General features: G+C 41.6%; 21 protein-coding genes. 15 read left to right on the top strand and 6 right to left on the bottom strand.

From position 1 onward, the window contains the following. The 3 genes from HQK88_13420 to HQK88_13410 all read right to left on the bottom strand — a co-directional run bounded on the left by HQK88_13420 (window position 1) and on the right by HQK88_13410 (window position 3,757). A complete protein-coding gene (locus HQK88_13420; protein ID MBF0617802.1) occupies window positions 1–534 on the bottom strand; it encodes a chemotaxis protein CheW in 534 nt (177 codons plus the stop codon). 180 nt (window positions 535–714) lie between these two features. Then, window positions 715–1,170 carry a Uma2 family endonuclease gene (locus tag HQK88_13415; protein ID MBF0617801.1) on the bottom strand — a complete coding sequence of 152 codons (456 nt, stop codon included), beginning with the start codon at window positions 1,168–1,170 and terminating at the stop codon, window positions 715–717. 100 nt (window positions 1,171–1,270) lie between these two features. Further along, window positions 1,271–3,757 (bottom strand): DUF3536 domain-containing protein, encoded by a 2,487-nt coding sequence (locus HQK88_13410; GenBank protein ID MBF0617800.1) that lies wholly within the window; start codon window positions 3,755–3,757, stop codon window positions 1,271–1,273. A gap of 187 nt (window positions 3,758–3,944) precedes the next feature. On the opposite strand from HQK88_13410, the gene HQK88_13405 reads away from it, so the two are divergent. The 6 genes from HQK88_13405 (at window position 3,945) to HQK88_13380 (ending at window position 9,113) form a co-directional block, all read left to right on the top strand. After that, window positions 3,945–4,607, top strand: coding sequence for a PilZ domain-containing protein (locus tag HQK88_13405; protein ID MBF0617799.1), 663 nt, complete (start codon window positions 3,945–3,947; stop codon window positions 4,605–4,607). Window positions 4,608–4,859: 252 nt separating this feature from the next. Continuing rightward, window positions 4,860–5,126, top strand: a complete 267-nt coding sequence (locus tag HQK88_13400; GenBank protein ID MBF0617798.1) for a hypothetical protein — start codon at window positions 4,860–4,862, stop codon at window positions 5,124–5,126. Between the two features lie 66 nt (window positions 5,127–5,192). After that, complete coding sequence (trpB, locus tag HQK88_13395; GenBank protein ID MBF0617797.1) at window positions 5,193–6,383, top strand: tryptophan synthase subunit beta; 1,191 nt, start codon at window positions 5,193–5,195, stop codon at window positions 6,381–6,383. 42 nt (window positions 6,384–6,425) lie between these two features. Further along, window positions 6,426–7,394: a methyltransferase domain-containing protein gene (locus tag HQK88_13390; protein MBF0617796.1), complete on the top strand. Its 969-nt coding sequence runs from the start codon at window positions 6,426–6,428 to the stop codon at window positions 7,392–7,394. Between the two features lie 45 nt (window positions 7,395–7,439). Next, entirely contained in the window at window positions 7,440–8,927 is a 1,488-nt protein-coding gene (gene glgA, locus HQK88_13385) for a glycogen synthase GlgA (protein ID MBF0617795.1), read from the top strand. A 12-nt stretch (window positions 8,928–8,939) separates the two neighbouring features. After that, window positions 8,940–9,113 (top strand): hypothetical protein, encoded by a 174-nt coding sequence (locus HQK88_13380; GenBank protein MBF0617794.1) that lies wholly within the window; start codon window positions 8,940–8,942, stop codon window positions 9,111–9,113. 26 nt (window positions 9,114–9,139) lie between these two features. On the opposite strand, the gene bioA is transcribed toward HQK88_13380, so the two are convergent. Both bioA and HQK88_13370 read right to left on the bottom strand, forming a co-directional pair. Then, a complete protein-coding gene (bioA, locus tag HQK88_13375; protein ID MBF0617793.1) occupies window positions 9,140–10,540 on the bottom strand; it encodes an adenosylmethionine--8-amino-7-oxononanoate transaminase in 1,401 nt (466 codons plus the stop codon). A 38-nt stretch (window positions 10,541–10,578) separates the two neighbouring features. Beyond that, on the bottom strand, window positions 10,579–10,761 hold the full coding sequence (locus HQK88_13370; GenBank protein MBF0617792.1) for a uracil-DNA glycosylase: 183 nt from the start codon (window positions 10,759–10,761) through the stop codon (window positions 10,579–10,581). A gap of 123 nt (window positions 10,762–10,884) precedes the next feature. Between HQK88_13370 and HQK88_13365 the strand changes: the two genes are divergently transcribed. Together HQK88_13365 and HQK88_13360 are read left to right on the top strand one after the other, a co-directional pair. Next, the gene (locus HQK88_13365) at window positions 10,885–12,240 is read left to right on the top strand and encodes a TrpB-like pyridoxal phosphate-dependent enzyme (protein ID MBF0617791.1); all 1,356 of its coding nucleotides are present in this window, start codon (window positions 10,885–10,887) and stop codon (window positions 12,238–12,240) included. A gap of 398 nt (window positions 12,241–12,638) precedes the next feature. Continuing rightward, the gene (locus HQK88_13360; GenBank protein MBF0617790.1) at window positions 12,639–12,845 is read left to right on the top strand and encodes a hypothetical protein; all 207 of its coding nucleotides are present in this window, start codon (window positions 12,639–12,641) and stop codon (window positions 12,843–12,845) included. Window positions 12,846–13,035: 190 nt separating this feature from the next. Here the strand turns inward: HQK88_13360 and HQK88_13355 are convergent, their stop codons facing one another. Further along, on the bottom strand, window positions 13,036–13,491 hold the full coding sequence (locus HQK88_13355) for a hypothetical protein (GenBank protein MBF0617789.1): 456 nt from the start codon (window positions 13,489–13,491) through the stop codon (window positions 13,036–13,038). 133 nt (window positions 13,492–13,624) lie between these two features. Between HQK88_13355 and HQK88_13350 the strand changes: the two genes are divergently transcribed. The 7 genes from HQK88_13350 (at window position 13,625) to HQK88_13320 (ending at window position 20,574) form a co-directional block, all read left to right on the top strand. Next, window positions 13,625–14,422, top strand: coding sequence for a DUF3800 domain-containing protein (locus HQK88_13350; protein ID MBF0617788.1), 798 nt, complete (start codon window positions 13,625–13,627; stop codon window positions 14,420–14,422). 287 nt (window positions 14,423–14,709) lie between these two features. Continuing rightward, a complete protein-coding gene (selB, locus tag HQK88_13345) occupies window positions 14,710–16,584 on the top strand; it encodes a selenocysteine-specific translation elongation factor (GenBank protein ID MBF0617787.1) in 1,875 nt (624 codons plus the stop codon). A gap of 96 nt (window positions 16,585–16,680) precedes the next feature. Beyond that, window positions 16,681–18,477 carry an EAL domain-containing protein gene (locus tag HQK88_13340; protein ID MBF0617786.1) on the top strand — a complete coding sequence of 599 codons (1,797 nt, stop codon included), beginning with the start codon at window positions 16,681–16,683 and terminating at the stop codon, window positions 18,475–18,477. Window positions 18,478–18,526: 49 nt separating this feature from the next. Further along, the gene (locus HQK88_13335) at window positions 18,527–19,249 is read left to right on the top strand and encodes a tRNA1(Val) (adenine(37)-N6)-methyltransferase (protein MBF0617785.1); all 723 of its coding nucleotides are present in this window, start codon (window positions 18,527–18,529) and stop codon (window positions 19,247–19,249) included. An 84-nt stretch (window positions 19,250–19,333) separates the two neighbouring features. Continuing rightward, a complete protein-coding gene (locus HQK88_13330; GenBank protein MBF0617784.1) occupies window positions 19,334–19,960 on the top strand; it encodes a hypothetical protein in 627 nt (208 codons plus the stop codon). A gap of 117 nt (window positions 19,961–20,077) precedes the next feature. Next, window positions 20,078–20,260 (top strand): hypothetical protein, encoded by a 183-nt coding sequence (locus tag HQK88_13325; protein ID MBF0617783.1) that lies wholly within the window; start codon window positions 20,078–20,080, stop codon window positions 20,258–20,260. Window positions 20,261–20,364: 104 nt separating this feature from the next. Then, complete coding sequence (locus tag HQK88_13320; GenBank protein ID MBF0617782.1) at window positions 20,365–20,574, top strand: DUF2283 domain-containing protein; 210 nt, start codon at window positions 20,365–20,367, stop codon at window positions 20,572–20,574. Window positions 20,575–20,778 lie beyond the last annotated feature (204 nt).

Genomic DNA, 20,778 nt, shown 5'->3' with positions numbered 1-20,778 from the left:
TCAGAGCTTATCCGGTATCTTCTTAAAATCCAGAATGATTACATTTTTATCACCGTAGAGGAACTCTCCTATGGCAAATTCTCTGAGAGAACCGGAGATGGCTGCCAGTGAGCAATTTACAGAATGAACGGAGACATCAAGTACGTCAACTACACTATCTGCCACGATTCCGCTTTTGAAATCATCAGTCTGCCCGATAACTATTCGATTGCTTTTATGAAGTGTTATGTCAATGCCATAACTTTTTGGAGCGTAACCCAAAAACCCTCTGATATCCAGCACGGATTCAATATCCCCCCTGATGTTTATCACACCAACTATAAACTCAGGACAGCCAGGCACAAAGTACACTTTTAGAGGATGAAGTATCTCCTTTATAAACTCTCCATAAAAAGCGAACAATTTATCCTCTAAGGTAAAGACTACAAGTTTGACAGTTTTTTCCTCGACATCTACAACTTGCTTGTGCCCTCTGAGGGTTTTTGCCTCGGCAAGCAGTGCCTCGCTTTTAGTTGTTGTGTTTGTTTTGTCCATAATTGCTTTTCGTTAGGTTAATGATTGTAGCAATAACTTGATGATTTCTTCAATACATTTGAAAACTCACGCACACTGCGAGAGATCTGCTAACTGAAACCCTGAGAAAATAAAAACTGAACTCTATCGGGTTTTGTGCTAAGCAGGGATGGGATTCGTGAAATAATTCTCTGCTACAGGTTACTCAAATACATCCTTGATGTTGACGCAAAGCCCTTCTATAACATTAGAGGTAACCTCACCTTCAATTTCTGCATACGAGTGTGTCTTATACTTATCGTTTTCAATGATTAGAACCTCTATAGCGTCAAACTCGGGTAAAACTATCCAGTACTCAGGCACCTTGTATTTTTCATATATTGCTCTCTTTACGGCGGTATCTTTTTTGTACGTGCCGGGGGAGACTATTTCACAGACCATATCCGGCACACCTCGTATCCAGTCCTGAAAGATTGCCATATTCTCTTTTTTTATAAATAAGATGTCAGGCTGTAGCCTGTCAATTTCCTCTTCAAAGATTACATCAAGCGGAGAAAAATACAATTTACCTAAATTGTGTTTTTTGATATACTGACGCACAATGTCATATAAGTTAGCTGCCACGTTTTGATGTTTTCCAAATGGGCTTGGCCCCACAACTTCCTCCCCGTTAATGATCTCCGTTAAGTCTAAATCTCGTACGAGTGTCTGCATAATGTTAATGTATCAAAAAAACTGCGGTTTCGTCAATTACAGATTAGATTACAACCGAAAGATGAACCCCAAGGTTTTTATAGTTAGATAGCCACAGCTCTGCAGTTTTATCACCAAAAGCCGCCCGCTCCCTTAAACTTTCCATATGTTCTTTCCCAATAATAAAGTATGTGTTCTGAGCGCTCCATAAATCCGGCTCTATTCCTATCGAGCTTAAAGACTCAAGCACCCCTGCTATTTTTTCGTACAACTCTGCGTAGTCCCACTGAGTCTTTAACGCATCCATCAGGTAGTTAACATGTTTTGTGGCATAGAGGTTGAGTCTTTCCTTGTCTATATGGACATCCCACCGCTTTACCTCGGAGACGGCGTCTTTGAGTTTTTCAGCGTCAAGAAATCTCTCCTCTAAAACACTTTCAAGGTCTCTCTTAAGCACATAGACAAGCGCTATGGAGAGGGACTCGGGAAGTGGAATATCCAGTCCCCTGTGAAAATTCATAAGGGAAATATTGCTTTCATAAATCTGTCTGTACAGGCTGTCAATTTTTTCATAAGAGCGCACAAGTATCTCATCAAGTACCTTTCTCTGCTCGTCCTTAAACAAGTGCCACAGTGAGTAGTGGCTGTCGCCAAAGCGCTCGTGCATAATCCTGACAGAGTAAGGAATACGGCCTTTTTCAAATGCGTCAAAAATATCTTTTCTAACAGATGAAAACTCCTCCTCAGAGGTGTAATCGGCAAGTGCACAGTTTACACCGTGTTCTCCTCTGAAGACGAAAAACTGAAATATCTGCTCATCCCATGTATTTTCCGAAAATATTTTCAGGGTGCCTGCTGCAATCCTTAAGCGTCCTGAACGTCTCTCGTCATAAAACAGAGTCTCCACCTGATAGTTATACACTTTTACATTTGGCGGATAGTGTTCAAAGATTGAGGAGATGGCAAAGTGAGCGCCAGCCCGCCGCAGGTCAACCATCTGGGGTTTGACAAACATCTCATAAGCATACTCCCCTGCCCCATAGACATTGCTCTCAGCCTCTTTGAGTTTATTTATAAACTCTCCATCTAAGCCGCCGTCAATAAATTCGGCGGCATACTGCATGGCAAGCGCTGCATAAGCCATAGACTGCACTGTTTCTATCCCTGAGATTTCATCAAAAAACCACCCGCAACTGGTAAACATGTACATAGCGTTTTTTTGCATTTCCATAAGTTTAAGCACAAGGCGGCACTCCTCCAAAGATAACTCCCTGAGCGCATGGCGGTTTATAAAGCTGCCGAGGCTTTCTCTGTCGCTTGCCAATAGGCACTGCACATAGGCATCCCGTGCGTGCCACGGGTCTTTCAGATACTTTGAACCCTCATCGTAAAACACTTCTGCAATGCTGTCTCTGACAACATCCATGCCCTGCCTGAGAGGCGCTCTCCAGTGCTGTGTCCACTCCTGATGCATACCGGAGTTGCAGCCACAGTGTTCTTTCCACCTGCCCACGCCGTGAATACAGCTCCAGGAGGAGTTGTCATATATTTTGACCTCATAAACAGGCTGGTGCAATTCCATAAACTGGCCATAGTTGGTGAGTCTTACAAGATCATGTCCGTGGTACTGTCCCTGTTCAAAGAGGTGAAGGCAGTAGGTCAGAGCCATTTCACCTTGTCTGTGGTGATGGCCATAGGTCTCACCGTCAGTGGCTATGTGAATAATCTGGGGGTGTTGCCTTTCACCATTGATAGCGCCCATCAGTTTTTCAACGAAACGCTCTCCGCTATTAAGAAGTCCGGAAAAGGCTATCTCTGAGGATATTGGGCCGTCATAAAAAAACAGGTGTATTGTTTTACCAGATGGGAGGTTACAGAGATATACGGTTGATGGGTCAATTTTGCCGTGGCTAACGTCAGTCCATGGGTCAAGGGTAGTTTCAGAGCCGTCATCAGTCTGAAATTCCACGTCATTTTGAATTTCATCCTGCACAATCTTTTTTACCATCGAGGCCTGCCGCGGGGCTAAAATGGTGAACTTTATACCGTGTGCCGCTAAGATTTCAAGAGTTTCTACATCAACTGCCGTCTCAGGGAGCCACATACCCTCCGGCATTCGATTGAAACGGTACTTAAAATCCTCAATAGCCCACACGACCTGAGTGATTTTGTCTCTTTCGTTGGCCAGTGGCATAATCATGTGGTTGTAGCACTGGGCGAGGGCTGAGCCGTGTCCGGAAAATCTCTTCATGCTTAATTTATCAGCTTCAACAATGGCCTCATAGACGTCGGGGCGGTGCCGCTGTAGCCATGACAGGAGGGTTGGCCCGAAGTTAAAGCTAACTCTGGAGTAATTATTTACAATATCTGTAATTTTCCCAAAGCTATCCAACATCCTTGAAGCTGTGTTTGGGGCATAACACTCGGCAGTAATACGTTCGTTCCAGTCGTGGTACGGGTAGGCTGAGTCCTGAAACTCCACCTCACCAAGCCACGGGTTTTCTCTCGGCGGCTGGTAAAAGTGTCCGTGTATGCAAACATATTTTTCCATCTCTTGCCCCTTATGTGTTTTTTCAGTAATATGTGAGTATTCTCTATTATAGAATCCATATGTGTTAATTCTCAAGGGGCTGTTTATTCCCAGATTCTTCACATTATTTATGATACACTTGATTTTATTTGAATTGTGGTATATTATATAGTGACTGTGATTTAAAAAATTGCTGGAGGTTAAAACTATGCCAACATCTGAGGATGTTATTGACGGCTCATTTAAGCTAAAGCCTAAGCATAACGGTTTGTCTTTTATTATGGAGATCAAAGATGCGTCCATCCGCTTTGATGGTTTTTTTGTTGATATAAACTCAGCTTTGATTCTAAAACTTAATGACGATAGGTTAAGCAAAGGAACTGATAATTATTTCAACAATGGCGACAGCGTGCATATAAGTTTTTCAATATATGATAAATTCTTTTTCTTTCAGTCGCAAATTACAAATATAATCACAGAACCGACGTTGTTGTTGATTATAACCAGCCCTAAAAAGATTGAAGAGTATGAGCGCCGCAGGGGTGACAGGTCTAACTGTAAATTACCTTGTAAAATTATTCTGAAAAATAATAAAATTAAAGCTTCAATAACAAACATAAGCGACTCGGGCTGCAAGTGCGAGCTCTATGATTCCAGTCTCATTGACAAGGCATCTATGCACTTTTTCTACGAGGACAATTGTCCTGTAAATATTTTACTTTCCGTCAAAGAGACCGTAAATGAACAGAGTTTTAATGGAAAGCTGAAGTATTTCAAAGAAGCGGATAAGTCGTATGAGGTGGGAGTTGAGTTCTTCTTTGCTAATGCGGAGGAAATTGCAGCTTTGGAGACTATTGTAAGCAGTATTTAAACTCATGTAGTTCAGAGAGAGCCGTTATCTTTTAACGGCACGTTATACATAATCTGCCTGGGCTGGCAGCTATATTTAATTTTGGTATTTTTATAAGTATAGTCAGTGTCCCCTTAAGATGGTTTTTATGGCCGCTCCGTTGTCCCGTTTATAAAACTCCTCAAACTTGACAGAAATGCAATCTAAAATGTAGCATATATATTGAGGTCATAATGTATATATATAATTATCAGAGTGTTGGAGGCTTGGTTTATGAGTGAGAGAAAAGACGTAAGCGTTGATTTGATACAATTTCTGGGGTTTATAAAATCGTCTTTTTACGCTACTTTAGATAATATATATGAAATACACGAGTTAAGTGAAAAGGTGCTCTTAGAGATGACATCCTCCGGGAAAGCTATGCAGAATGAGGGTGAAAAAGTAATACGGGAGTTTTTTGAAACTTCACGGAAAAGCAGGGATGAATTCAAAAAATCAATTGATGATGGTTTTAAAAAAATCGATGAGACTCTGAAATGATAGCGCGGTACGCGGACTAATCATAACTTGCTGCAAATAAAAAACCGTTACTGGGAATCGAACACAATGAAAGAAGGATATTTTGGCATATATGGCGGACGATATGTTCCTGAAACGCTGATACCAGCTCTTAGCGAGCTTGAGGCAGCATATAATAAATCAAAGGATGACATTGAATTTCAGAGTGAATTAAAGGAAATTCAGAGCACATACGTGGGGCGGCCTACGCCTCTTTACTATGCAAGGAGACTCACTAAGCATCTGGGCGGAGCTAAGATATATCTGAAACGAGAGGATTTGGCTCACACCGGAGCCCACAAGATAAATAATGCTGTTGGACAGGCACTGCTTGCTAAAAGGATGGGGAAGAGACGCCTGATTGCTGAAACCGGAGCCGGACAACACGGTGTTGCCACAGCTACCGGGGCAGCCCTGTTTGGACTTAAGTGTGAAATTTACATGGGCTCAGAGGACATGGAACGGCAGTCGCTAAACGTCTTTAGAATGCGGCTTCTTGGGGCTCAGGTAAAAGAGGTTTCACTGGGCTCTAAAACCCTTAAAGATGCCATCAACGAGGCTCTGAGAGACTGGACCACTAACGTCAGAGAGACCCACTACGTGTTGGGAACCGTCTTTGGCCCGCATCCTTTTCCGGCAATGGTGCGTGATTTTCAGTCAGTAATCGGTAATGAGGCAAAGCAGCAGATTATTGAAGCCGAGGGACGCCTCCCTGATTACCTGATAGCCTGTGTTGGCGGAGGGAGCAATGCGATGGGGCTTTTCAGCGCTTTTTTAAAGGATAGAAAAAAAAGACATATGGAGTTTATCGGAGTTGAGGCAGGCGGAATGGGAATTGAAACTGGTAAACATGCAGCGCGGTTTTCAGGCGGCTCGGTGGGGGTTTTTCAGGGCTGTAAAAGCTATCTGTTACAGGATGAAAATGGAAATGTCCTCAGCACACACTCTGTCTCAGCAGGCCTTGACTACGCATCAGTTGGCCCTGAACACGCTTATCTCCACGACACTGAGGCCGTGCAGTACTCTTATGCGATTGACTCTGAGGCACTTTCAGCTTTTGAAACTTTAGCCGAAGTGGAGGGTATCATACCGGCTCTTGAATCTGCCCACGCTGTTGCAGAGGTCATTAAACTTGCTCCCACTCTGTCAAAGGATGCCGTCATTATTGTTAATTTATCAGGGCGCGGCGATAAGGATGTTCAACAGGTAGCAAGGATAAAAGGTATTGAACTAAAGTAACACTTTTGTTTCATGTCATCGAGATGAAGGAGGTATAAAGACATGTCAGATATTCGTAATCTTAAAAATATCATGTCAGGATATGGTAAAAGCAGGGTTCTCTTTACTGCTAATAATCTGAGAGTCTTCGATTACCTTAAAAAACCTAAATCGGCTAAAGCCTTAGCCGCTAAACTTGACACAGACCTTAGAGCAACAACCATTTTGCTTGACGCTTTAACTGCCCTTGAATTTTTGCAAAAGGACGCTGATTTTCGCTACGTAAATACGCCGCTTGCCGCACTGTATCTGGTTAGCTCATCTCCTCTTTATCAGGGGGATATCATAAGCCACAGCGATACACTATGGAAAAACTGGAGCGGACTCGATGAGATTCTAAAAACCGGAAAACCAAACCGCAGTGCCCACAATCACAACAGTTTTATACGGGCTATGCACAATCTCTCCGTGTTGAAAGTGAAAGACGTGATTGATTGTATTGACTTATCCGGTGTTAAAACTGCTATTGATATTGGAGGCGGCCCGGCCACTTACACCATAGAATTGGCTAAACGCGGAGTTGAAACCACCCTGTTTGACAGACCTGATACAATTGCTATTGCTAAAGAATACGTAAATAAGTCCCGGCGCAAAAACATTAAATACATAGAGGGTGATTTCACAACTGACCCACTCGGTGGCGGCTACGATTTGGTGTTCATCAGCCAGGTGTTTCACTCTTATTCGGTTAAGGAATGTATGGGGCTTATAAGAAAGGTTAAGAAGGCGCTAAATAAAAACGGCAAAATAGCTATTCAGGAGTTTATCATTGAGGATAATATGGCATCCCCGCTTGATGGCGCTATGTTTTCCGTAAATATGCTTGTTAACTCTGAACATGGCAGGAGCTATACTGTCAAAGAGATGGACCTGTGGCTTAACAAATGCGGGTTTACTGCTATTTCTATAACCCACGTTAACGAGGCCGTAGTGATGTGTGCACGGTTAACAGACCAGACGCTTGACTTTTGACTACACAAAGGGTAAACAGATTTGCTTAAGAAACTAAAGGTTTTAATGGTAACCTCAGAGATGCTGCCGTTTGCTAAGGAAGGTGGGTTGGCCGATGTTGTTGGTTCACTGTCTGCGGAGCTTGCAAAGTCAGGCCATGACGTCAGAGTCGTTATGCCGAAGTACAGTAGTATAAGTGAAAAGATTACGGCTCTTACCGATTCAGGTAAAACCCTTAGTGTTCCTATGGGCTGCATTGGTGTGGTAGATTCGGGAGTTTTTAATGGAAAACTTCCCGGAACTAAGGTCACTGTTTATTTCATAGATAACAGGCAGTATTTTGGCAGCGAAGGCGGACTGTATTCAGATATTCACGGCACCGGCTTTCTGGATAACGATAACCGTTTTGTGTTTCTTTCACGGGCTGCTCTTGAGCTCTGTAAACTTATAGAATTTAAACCGGACATTATCCACGTTCATGACTGGCACACTGCTGTTGTGCCGGTGTTTGTAAATAAGGTTTATCAGAGTGACCCTTTCGTTGGTGAGGCAGCAACTGTGCTGACTATCCATAACCTTCAGCACCAGGGTGAGTTCTACGAGGGTCTTATGGATGTGCTAGGGTTAGGCTGGGAACACTTTAACTACCTGTGTCTTGAAAAAGACGGTAACACAAATCTGCTTAAAGGCGGCATATATAACGCAACAACTATAACTATAGTGAGTGAGTCTTATGCACGGGAGATTCTTACGCCGGAGTTTAGTTTTGGACTGGATGGGGTTTTAAGGGAACGTGCTGGTGATTTGTTTGGAATCCTCAATGGCGTCGATTATGGGCTGTGGAATCCTGAGACCGATTCTTTGATAGCGGCAAAGTACAGCGATACCGATATGTCTGGCAAGGCACTGTGTAAGTGTGACCTTCAGAGGATATTTGGTTTACCAGAGCGCCCTGACGTTCCGCTTATCGGCATAGTGACCAGACTTGTCAAGCAAAAAGGGATTAACCTGCTTGCCGAGGCAGTCTGTAATATTCTTGAAATGGATATTCAGATAGTGTTGCTTGGAACGGGCGAGGTGTGGGCTAATTTTTTCTTTGGTGATCTCCCCAACAGGGCAAAAGACCGCTTTGCCTGCTACATTGGTTACGACAACGCACTTGCGCACAAGACAGAGGCAGGCTCCGACTTTTTTCTCATGCCCTCAGAGTTTGAACCATGCGGCCTAAACCAGATGTACAGTATGCGCTATGGCACAATACCTATAGTGCGCTCAGTAGGCGGACTTAACGACACCGTTGAAAATTTTGACGAAACAACTGGAACCGGCACGGGATTTAAGTTCTATGATTTTAACGCTGAAGCTCTGAAAAACACAGTTGGTTGGGCAGTTCATAGCTACTATAATAATAGGGACAAGCTTGAGGCGCTTAAAAAACGTATCATGAAAATTGACTTTTCATGGAAAAATGCTGCTGTTAAATACGAAAACCTCTACTATGATTCGGTGAAAAAACGCATTGGTGAAACCAGATTTGAAAAACGATTTCAATAAAAGGAGCAGGTTATGGAAACAGAGAAATCAGAGCAAATCAGAATAAAATACCTCTACAGGGCATTAATTATAAAGGGGAAAATCAGGATTCCTTATAAGGCTGCCGCTAAAATGGTGGGACCCGACTGCGCTTATCACCTTTACGGCACTTATAAAACTGGTTCGTCTGAATTAGAATCAGAATAAGACAAGAACAAAGTTAGACGAATGAATTAGAATTGGATATCAATGGATTTTTCAATGCGAATTAGCATGGCTAAGAGGTTCTCTTCAGATATTGACAGAGGAGGCATAATCACTAAAACATTACCTAGCGGCCTGATAAATACCGATCGTTTACGCGCCTCATAAGCCACTTGCCATCCGGCCTTTTCCTCAAAACTAAAAGGCTCCATAGATGCCTTGTCCTTTATGAGTTCAACACCAGCCATCATCCCACAGACTCTGACATCCCCAACATTAGGATGATTAAATATTGAATTTAACCAATCTCTGAGGATTTTTATTTTTGGTTTCAAATTGGCCAGCACGTGTTCTTTTTCAAAAATCTCCAGAGATGCCAGTGCGGCAGCGCAGCCCAGCTGGTTTCCTGTGTAAGAGTGGCCGTGAAAAAATGTTTTCTTTTCGGCAAATTCTCCTAAAAAAGCGTTATAAACAGTCTCTGTGGCAATTGTCACGGCAAGGGGCAGGTATCCCCCCGTAATCCCCTTAGACAGACACAAAATATCCGGTACAACACCCTCACGCTCACAGGCAAACATAGTCCCCGTTCTGCCAAAGCCGGTTGCTACCTCATCGGCTATCAAAAGCGTGTCAAATTCGGTGCATAAATCCCTGACACCCCTTAAATACCCAACTGGAGAGGTTATCATTCCGCTAGCGGCCTGAATCAGTGGTTCTATCAAAACTGCCGCCACATTTCCCTTTAAATTCCCAAGGATATGTCTTAATTCCCTAAGGCATGGAAACTCGCCCTCTGCATTGCACCTGTACTTAGACGGGGTATCTGTTTGGTTTGAAACTACACCATGTGAGCAGTTAAAACAGTATGGTGAGGGCGTTTTAACAGTCTTAAAAAGCAGGGGAGCGTATGTTTTATGAAATAAATCAATTCCTCCGGCACTGACTGCGCCTATTGTATCGCCGTGATAGCCGTTTTCAAGGGTTACAAATAGTGCATCATCTGCGCATTTCTTTGTGTGCTGAGTATATTGGAATGCCATCTTCAAAGCCGCCTCAACTGCGGTTGAACCATTATCGGAGTAAAACACCTTGTTAAGTTTATCAGTTTTAAGGTGCTCACCTACGAGGCTGATGAGTTTTCCGGCTAACTCTGTGGATGGCACATTGGCAAGTCCTAACAGTGTGGAATGAGAAATTTTTGTAAGCTGATTTATCAGAGCGTCGTTAATTTCTTTTTTGCCATGTCCATGGATATTTACCCATAACGATGACACCCCGTCAATGTACCACCTGCCGTACGTATCCTTGATGAAACAATCATGCCCCTCAGCTATCACAATGGGGGTGTCGTTTATCCAGTCTTTCATCTGCGTAAACGGATGCCAGATGTGGGCTTTGTCGAGGTCTTCAAGCCTCTTGTTATTTTCTATAATGTCAAGTTCTAAAATAAGAAAAAAACTCCTTAAAATTATTTGCGAATGTCTGGTTTTTTAATAAACTTAAGACACTCCGTACCTGAGGCAATCTTAACCTCTCTGGATGGCAACGCCTTACTCTTAAAGCCAAGTCCACGGCAGCCATATGGGAACTTACTGTCCCATGTAATATAAAAATTCCTGCACTTAAAACAATCAATTTTGTTTGAGTCCATTAAAGTGAAATTCTCCAAAGCTTCACAGTGTTTAAGATTATATCATTATTGCCTGTATTTCGTTAAATAAGTTAAAATGCTGATATCGAGTAGCAATGAAAACTATATTATCAGGGGGTACTTGTGAACACTACAAAAATCGTATTAGATGAGAAGGATATACCACGCAAGTGGTATAACATAATGGCAGATATGCCAAACCTGCCTAAAGCGCCCCTTCATCCGGCTACCAGAAGACCTGTCGGCCCGGATGACTTATCGGTTATTTTTCCTATGTCGTTAATAGAGCAGGAGGTAAGCCATGAGAGGTGGATAGACATTCCTGAGGAGGTGCTTGAAATTTATTCATTGTGGAGACCAAGCCCGCTTTACAGAGCTCACAGGCTTGAAAAACACCTTCAAACACCGGCTAAGATTTATTATAAATATGAGGGAGTAAGCCCGGCAGGAAGCCATAAGACAAACACATCTGTCCCTCAGGCGTACTACAATAAAATTGCAGGCATAAAGCGAATTGCAACGGAGACCGGAGCCGGCCAGTGGGGTTGCGCAATGTCTATGGCCTGTAAATTCTTTGGGCTGGATGTAACCGTTTATATGGTAAGGGTAAGCTACGATCAGAAACCCTACAGGCGCATTATGATGGAAACGTGGGGTGGTAAGGTCTTTGCAAGCCCAAGTTTTGAGACCGAATCGGGCAGAATAATTCTCTCTGCTGATGCTGACAATCCTGGGAGCCTTGGCATTGCTATATCCGAGGCCGTAGAGGATGCCGCTACCCATAAGGATACAAATTATGCACTGGGGTCGGTGCTTAACCACGTGGTGCTACATCAGACGGTTATAGGCCTTGAGTTAAAGAAACAGTTTGAGTTGATAAATGAATACCCGGATGTGGTAATAGGGTGCTGCGGTGGCGGGAGTAACCTTGGCGGCTTGAGTTTTCCATTTATCCATGACAAGATAAACGGTAAGCAGGTGCGCGTCATTGCGGTAGAACCGGAGTCATGTCCAACGCTAACCAAAGGGGAGTTCAGATATGACTACGGGGACTCAGCGGGACTAACCCCGTTTCTTATGATGTACACACTGGGACATAATTTCATACCGCCGGGAATTCACGCTGGCGGTCTCAGGTACCATGCCGATTCCCCATTGGTTTCTCAGCTTGTCCATGACAAACTGATTGAGGCTGTTGCATACGGACAGACAAAAGTGTTTGAGGCAGCCATAACATTTTCGCAAACTGAGGGTATAATACCTGCCCCTGAGAGCTCTCATGCCATCCGAGCAGCAATTGATGAGGCACTAAGGGCTAAAGAAGAGGGCAAAGAAAAGACAATTGTATTTAACCTTAGCGGCCACGGTTATCTTGACTTAACTGCCTATGCTGATTACATGGACGGCAAAATTATTGATTATCCGTATCCGGTCGAAAAGATAAAAGAATCACTGGCTAAACTTCCGGTTATCAAGTAATAATTATGCCAACGATGGTAGGTGATAGAATAGACATGTACAACCGCTTTTTTGGTTTATGTCTTTATCGGGTACGTTTAAGATATAATAAAGACATAAGCCTTTGTTTGTGTGATCAGAAAAACGGTGATTGTTCGGTATTATATTGACGCGGAGTCTGGATTGCCGCACATATACAAACACGATGTTGGTGAGCAGGAGGTAATGGAGATTTTAAGCAGACCTGGAGAGGATCGACGTGGTCGTGAAGGCTCGCGTGTTGCTATTGGTCAGACTCAGACAGGACGTTACCTTCGTGTCATATATGTCGTTGAGCAATCAAGCATTTTTTTAGTAACTGCTTATGAGTTAAAAGGTAAGCCCTTGTTAGCTTACAGACGGCGCAGGAGGAGAAGAGATTGAGACAAACCAGATTTCCACCCGGGTGGGATGAGAAAAGAGTTCAGACTGTACTAGCGCATTATGAACAACAAACTGAGGAGGAGGCTGTTGCCGAGGATGAATCTGCTTTCGACAGACATATCCCAACCATTATGGAGGTTCCGAACGATTTAGTACCGGCTGTTAGGCAGCTTATCGCAAAGCATCACAATTCCACTAAGTAATAAAACGCCTCTTTAAGGTGCTCTACGACCACTGGCGTAACGCTGTAGTCTGTTCAAAAAGTGCCAGCACTCCAAAATGCAAGATTCTTGACAATAAAGGTAATAACCACTCCTAATGTTGGTGTTGAAATCCCAAACGTTATGGACTTGACTGCTCCAACGCGTAGAAAGAAGTTAAAGCTTCTGCCAACTATAATATTCCCCATGCGCTTTTCAACCGTTGTGCATTGACTTTTACTGGCTGACTTAGGACATTAGAAATGACTATAGGGGTGTATCTGGCAAGATTTGGAGTGGGTGTCAATCTTGCTCCTTTAACCAATTCTGCCACACCAATAATGTTCCACCCATAATTTTTAAATTCATCAAGATAAGTCGCTGCATCAGGAAAAAGGTTACCATGTTTAGTTGTACCATTTGTGCGAAGTGTCACAATTACGATGCTAACGTTATGCTTATTCACCTCGGTAAAAAAATCTTTTGCGTACATTTCCGATTCCTGAAGAGCTGGTATTTGCACATAAGTATGCTGGCTACCATTTATGTAAGGAATAGACCGTGGACCACTACGTGATGCGCCAGTAAGCTCTTTGATGGTAAGACTTTTTCCCGTATTAGTATTACCAATTATAGCAATAATATCCATGAAAGTCCCTCCTGTTAAATTAATTTAATACAGTATTTTAACATACTGTAGATTATAATTACAAGCACATGTCATTTCTGATATTTCTGCATAACCTCATAAAAACTTAGACAAAAAGGATTCTTTTGTCTAAGTGAGAAAGCGGACATTTTATTTGTGTTTTGTGATTTATCATGTTATATTTGACTATATGTTATTTTTTATAGATGAGAGTTGGCAATCGTCACTTAACAAAAAACACAAAGTGGGAGTTTTGTCAGCAATGCAAATTAATAGCCGCGATTTCAATGAATGTTCTAAACAGATATATAGGCTAAAAAGTGCTTTTTTAGGGGTCAATAGCGGCGAAATTAAAGGAAAAGATCTTTTCAAAAATTTTTATTTTAAACTTGAAGCAAGATGTATAAAATCTAACGGATTAGAACTTGCAAGAAATATTTTTGGTTATATGGAGACTTTAGGTGTAAGATATTTTGCTTCTATTGTATTTTCAGAAAAAGAGATTGACCTGGCTTGCGAAAATGTAGATCAACTTGAAAGACCATATTATTTCTTATTTGAACGAATAGATCAGTTTATGAAAGATAATTGTCCTGACCTTATGGCAAAACTAATTTTTGATGACCGTGGTGTAGAGTCTAATAAGAAAACGTCTAAAAGTCTAATTAATTTCTTTCATAAATGTAAAGTAGGACAAAGCTTTGATTCCATCATCAAAGTTCCGTTATTTGCAATTTCCTCAGAAAATGTCGGCATACAAATGGCAGACGTGGGTGCATATGTTTTAGGAAAAAGATTTACTGGTGACAAAAAAAGCATTGAATTTTTTACAAAGGTAAAAGCTTTACAATTTATAAACAAAACGCCAGTTGTAGAGATAAACGGGAAAAAACTGCCATTAAAGGGATTTAAAGTTATAAGAGAAAAATAGAAAGAGGCTGGCGATTCAGTCAGTCTGGGAAAGACTAAATAAATCTATATTAGGAAACTAGAAAGCTCCCCACCAACCTCAACCATATTATAATATTAACACAGGAACATTTGTCAAGTTAAAATTTTGAAACTATACAAAAACAGTTCTTTTATCTATGTTTCTGATTTTTTGTCGATTACTTGCATTGCGATAAAGGCATGCCCCCTTTGTCAATGGAGTGGAGTTTAGAAGCAAAACAGTGATGATTTGCCTGTATCTCGTTAGATAAGTTAAAATCTAACATAATGAGATATGCAGTTCTTGGCACAGCAGGCCACATAGACCACGGGAAGAGTTCATTGGTTAAGGCTCTTACCGGTGTTGATCCGGACAGGCTAAAAGAGGAAAAACAGCGCGGTATAACTATAGATCTTGGGTTTGCCGAGTTAAAGTATGCAGAGGCAACGGTGGGGATTGTTGATGTACCGGGGCATGAAAAACTCATTAAAAACATGCTTGCAGGCGCTCAGGGAATAGACATGGTGCTCTTTGTAATTGCCGCAGACGAGAGCATTATGCCTCAAAGCAGAGAACATCTTGCTATTTGTAACCTGCTTGGCATTAAGACAGGGATAGTTGCAATCACTAAGTGTGATTTAGTTGACTCAGAGTTTTTGTCATTGGTTTTTGAGGACGTCCGGGGGTTTGTGCGTGGCACGTTTTTAGAGAATGCCGAAATTATATCGGTATCCGTTAAAGACGGCACTAATATTGACAATCTGAAAAAAATGATCGGTGTCCTTGCAATGCAAACACTGCCGAAATCCAATGGCGGGATATTCCGTCTTCCGGTTGACCGGGTTTTTACTCTAAAAGGGTTTGGCACTGTTGTAACCGGAACGGCAATATCAGGGATGGTAAGAGTTGATGACCACATAGAGATACATCCATCAGGGATTAAGACAAAAGTGCGGGGACTGCATAGCCATAACCAGCCGATAACCACAGGTTTTGCTGGTCAGCGGCTTGCAGTAAACCTTCAGGGAGTTGACAGGGTTGAGTTAAGCCGGGGCAATCTCCTGACTGAACAAAACAGAGGGATTACAACCAGGCGGATTGATGTTAAAATCACTCTGCTAAAGGATGCTATTGCCCTTGATGGTAAGGCAATCGTCCATTTTCATATAGGGACATCAGAGTTAACTGCAAGAGTGATAGTCCATGGCGGAGGGAAAATCCTGCCCGTTGAGAGCGCATACTGTCAGATACGACTGAAAGAGCCCATAACGGCAATGGTTAATGACAGATTTATCATAAGGAGATTCTCTCCGGTTGAGACCATAGGCGGAGGGATTGTACTTGATATTTTACCACCACTCAGAGGAAAAGACATGACAAGCCTTGAGATTTATGAAAAAGGCACATTGGAGCAAAAAATTTCAGAGAAAATCAGACGAGTGGCTCAGTCTGGCTTTACCCGCAAACAACTGCACAGCTGGATTAATGAGGATGTCAAACAAATTGATGCTGCCATTGAAAAATTAAAGAAAAGCAGTACAATTGTAGAAGTTTCAGAGATTTTGTACCATATGGAAATGATAAAGGCTCTGGAGTCAAAAGTAGCAACAATACTCAAAGATTTCCATAAATCTAATCCACTTAAAGCAGGGATTTCTAAAGATGAGCTTTGTGGAAAGTTTAAAGCGGTTGATTCAAAAGCGTTTTTTAAAATTTTACCTTCTTTTCCACTGTTGGTATCAGACAAAGACATTGTGCGGTTAAAGTCTTTTAATCCCACCCTTACCGCAGATGATGAAAATGTCCGTACGGCGATAGTTAAAATGCTTAAGGCTGCGGGATTTCAGCCTCCCCTTAAAGATGAAATAGCATCAAAGCTTTCGTTAAAATTAAATGCAATTACAGATATTTTGAAACTTATGGCCTCAGACGGGACAGTTAGCAGAATAAACGATTCGATTTACCTTTTAAAAGAAGACCACAGTAAGATGCTTACAGCATTAAAGGAATTCTCAAAGAACAAAACCGAGATAAGTGTTTCCGAATTCAGAGACCTCTTGCAAACCTCAAGAAAGTACGCTCTCCCTTTTCTTGAACATCTCGACGGGAAAAAAATAACCATGAGAATAGGTGAGGCCAGAAAGATTATAGGGGGAGGTTAAAAGATTTTTATTTTATACGTGTAAATTAAAACCTTAAAACTATTTTTATTTGTTATAATATATAATTAGTAATACAGAATTGGTCAGTTTATAAGAATGAAAGGAATTGGGATAGATGTGGATAAAGAGCAAAAAGACAGCACTACAGAGGAGACAACTGTAGTGCATAGATTTACAGGGGACTTTGAGGCTGTTTTGACAGGCAGCAGTAATTCTGATATTCATTTGCTTGATGCTATATTAGACATAGTGGGCGCTCTTGTCATTGTTTCAGATGTAAATGGTTCAATTGTGCGCTTTAACAGGATGTGTGAGACTACCACAAATTATTCCTTTGACGAGCTGCAGGGAAAATGTGTATGGGAGTCCCTGCTAAGAAAAGAGGATGTGGAGCCGTTTAAAGTGGATTTTGCTAAAATTGTAGATGGTCAATATCCTCTTAGCATTGAAAATTTCATGCTTACTAAAAATGGCCAACAGAGATTGATAACATGGTCAAATACAGCACTTTTAAATGAAGACAGTGGTCAGGTTGAATACGTAGTATTAACGGGATTAGACATAACAGAAAGAAAAATAGCGGAACAGCGCCTTCAATACCTTGCCCATTTCGACTCACTTACGGATTTGCCCAACAGAACGCTCTTTTACGACAGATTGAGCCACACGCTGGGCCACTCACGCAGATACAACCAGATGTTTGCCCTGTTGTTTATAGATCTTGACGGTTTTAAGCACATCAACGACACACTGGGGCATGATATGGGAGATTTGCTTCTGAAACAAACTGCCAAGAAACTTCCCAACTGTGTCAGGGATACCGACACTGTGGCCCATGTGGGAGGTGATGAGTTTGTTATAATCCTGCCGTTTATAAAAAAAGTGCAGGATGCAGCTTTTGTGGCTGAAAAAATTATTGAGACACTTTCCGAGCCTTTTTTACTTGACGGACATGATTGTTTTGTAGGCGCTAGCATAGGCATAAGTATTTATCCCAGTGATGGAGACGATATAGATACGCTTCTGAAAAACTCTGACATCGCTATGTATCAAGCTAAGGAAAGGGGTAGAAGCAACTATCAGTTTTTCAACACAGAGATGAACTCAAGAGCGTTAAGACGCCTTAAGCTTGAAAACAACCTGAGAAAAGCGTTAGAAAGAAACGAATTTGTCCTATATTACCAACCCAAAATAAACCTTACAACCGGTAAAGTTTGTGCTGCTGAGGCATTAATTCGTTGGTTAAATCCCAAGCATGGCATAATCTCTCCTGTGGAGTTTATTCCTCTTGCTGAGGAAACCGGATTAATTATACCAATAGGAGAGTGGGTACTAAGGACAGCATGTAAGGAAAGTATTGCATGGCAGAGGGCAGGCTACCCCCCTATCGTAATTGCGGTAAACCTCTCAGTCAAGCAATTCAGGGCGGAAAACCTTATAAAAACCATAGAGGATATTCTTGAAGAAACGCAGTTAAGTCCTGAACTTCTTGAACTGGAGTTAACCGAAAGCATAGTGATGGAGGATGCCGAGAAGGCCATAAAGGTGCTGCGCAATGTCAGGGACAAGGGCATACACGTTGCTATTGATGATTTTGGTATGGGGTATTCGTCTTTGAGTTATTTAAAAAGGTTTCCCATATGCAGGCTTAAGATAGACAGATCATTTGTAAGAGATATAACGACCGACCCCGATGATGAGGCAATATCTACTGCCATAATAGCCATGTCTCACAGCCTTAAACTTGACGTCACTGCAGAGGGGGTTGAAACATATGAGCAGTTGGAGTTTTTGCGGGCGCTTAAATGCGATGAGGCACAGGGCTACCTTTTCTCCCAACCATTACCATCAAAAGAATTCCTTGAGTTTCTTGACAGTTCCGTTACTTTTTAGAAGAATCAATAAACCACAAATTTATATTCTGAATCCTTGATTGGGGTACATGCTGACGCTTGATTTCATTAAGGATATAAAAATATATCAAAGAAAGCGTGGATACAGGTTTTCCATTGATTCGTTGCTGCTTTGTGATTTCGTAAGGGGTGGATTTCATACAAAGTTAATAGCTGACTTTGGGGCAGGCTCAGGGATTATCGGAATTCTGCTTGCCAAAAAATTTACAAAATCCGGCGTCCACTTAGTAGAAATTCAGGAGGAGTTATCGGCACTTTCAAAAAGAAATGTTGAAATTAACGCTCTCGATGACAACATTACTGTTCACATGCGCGATATACGAACAGTAAACGGGTATTTTAGCCAAAACAGTTTTGACATAGTTGTATCAAACCCCCCATTCCGCAAACCGGTAAGCGGTATGATTTGTCCGGATATGGAAAAAGCGATTGCAAGACATGAACTTAAAATCACTTTTGATGAACTTGTTAACTCCGCCTTTTACTTGCTTAAAGGTAAGGGGAAACTTGTTTTTATTTACCATCCATCCAGATTTGTTGAGACCATAGAAATTCTGAAAAAAAATAAATTTGAGCCTAAACGAATAAGATTTGTTCATTCCAACACGGAAACTGAGGCAAAGATGTATTTAATGGAGGCGGTCAAAGAGGGAAAACCTGAACTGACAATAGAGCCCCCGCTTTTTCTTTACGAAACACACGGCCAGTACACTCAAGAAGTGCAAAATATTATTGGAAAGACAATCAGCTAAATGTGGCTACTAACTCATTAAACTTTTTTCATATCTTTTGTGTTATTATTAGTAAGGTTATTACAAAAAAACCGAGGTAATATTATGAATGACATTAAATTAAATTGCTGGGAATACAACAACTGCCAAAGAGAAGTTGGTGGTGCAAAAGTGTATGAATTAGGTGTATGTCCTGTACCACTGGAGAGTCGTCTGGATGGATTTCACGGGGGAAAGAATGGCGGCAGATCGTGTTGGGCAATAGCGGGCACTCTTTGTGGTGGTAAGCCCAAGGGCACAATGGCTCAAAAGCTAAAGGATTGTACGTTATGCAACTTTCATCAGTTAGTCATCATGGAGGAGGGAGACCATTATACAAGTGTTGCCACATTCCTGAGGCAATCGAGGCTGGATGAAAGGAAGATGATTTTTAAGGAACCGAGTTTTTTAGAACATGTTTACTCCAAGAGCAAAATGGCTTCTGAGGATGGTGTTGATTCTTTGTATATAACACTCTTAATAGCATGGACAAGTCTTTGCCCGTCTATTACAATGTTGGAGGGATCAAAGAGACTTTGCAAGGAGGACCTTGTGGATGAGTTGATGATTATAGATGCGGTAGCGGATAACCCAAGAACAAGAGCTACCAGGCTTTTTTTGAAAACAATATTTAAATCTCTCGGCAAACAGGTCGGTAATTATTTTTCACCTTTGTTTAAAAACTCCCGATAGAATACTATTTAAAAATATAGGCTCTATAACGTTTTTCACCCACTCAAAACGTGAAAGAGCCTTAAAGATTTACGCTTACCTTCATTGCTACATGTGCTAATGTTGAGATTGTAATATGTGGGAGATGCCGGGCTGTCAGATATGGAAATACGAATAGAGCAACATACGTTAAAAAGAGCAATGGAGCGAGGTACATGTGAAGCTGAGATAATAGATGTCATAAAGACAGGCTTCCCTGTTTTGGCAAAATACGGAAAGAACGGTAAATACAAAATATTTTCTACAAACAGATTCGTTTAAACAAATACTATGAACACAAGAGGGTTGAGGTGTTTTATACTGTAGAGGAAAATATTATAATAACAATAACGGTTTATGTTTTTTATGGAAAGTGGGAGGTTTGAATGAATGTTTCATATGATGACAAGGGAGATGTACTTTATCTCAGATTAGATGATATGACACAAGAAGTTGTAAACACGCGGGTATCAGAAGATGTAGTTCTTGATATTGGAACCGGTGATAAAATAGTAGGCATTGAAATCATGAATGCCTCAAAAAATATAAGACTGGACAACTTACTGCCTGTCAAATACGCATTATCGGTGAGATAATAGACAGGTGGTTGTCTGTAAAAAAGAAAAGGCGATGGTGGGGAGCAAGGTAACCTTTAAACTCTACCTATCCAAACGTTAACAACAAAACCGGGGGTCACGGGGAATCATTCCCCGTGCAGTAGGGGAATCACCTTTAGGGGAGTGGGGTTTAAGGCGGACATTACCCGAAAAAAGACTTGACAAAGCGGATAGAGTAAGGTA

This window comes from Nitrospirota bacterium, assembly GCA_015233895.1.
Lineage (GTDB): Bacteria > Nitrospirota > Thermodesulfovibrionia > Thermodesulfovibrionales > Magnetobacteriaceae > Magnetomonas.
Note: the sequence above shows the minus strand (reverse complement) of the source record. Positions and strands in the feature narration are given on the sequence as shown.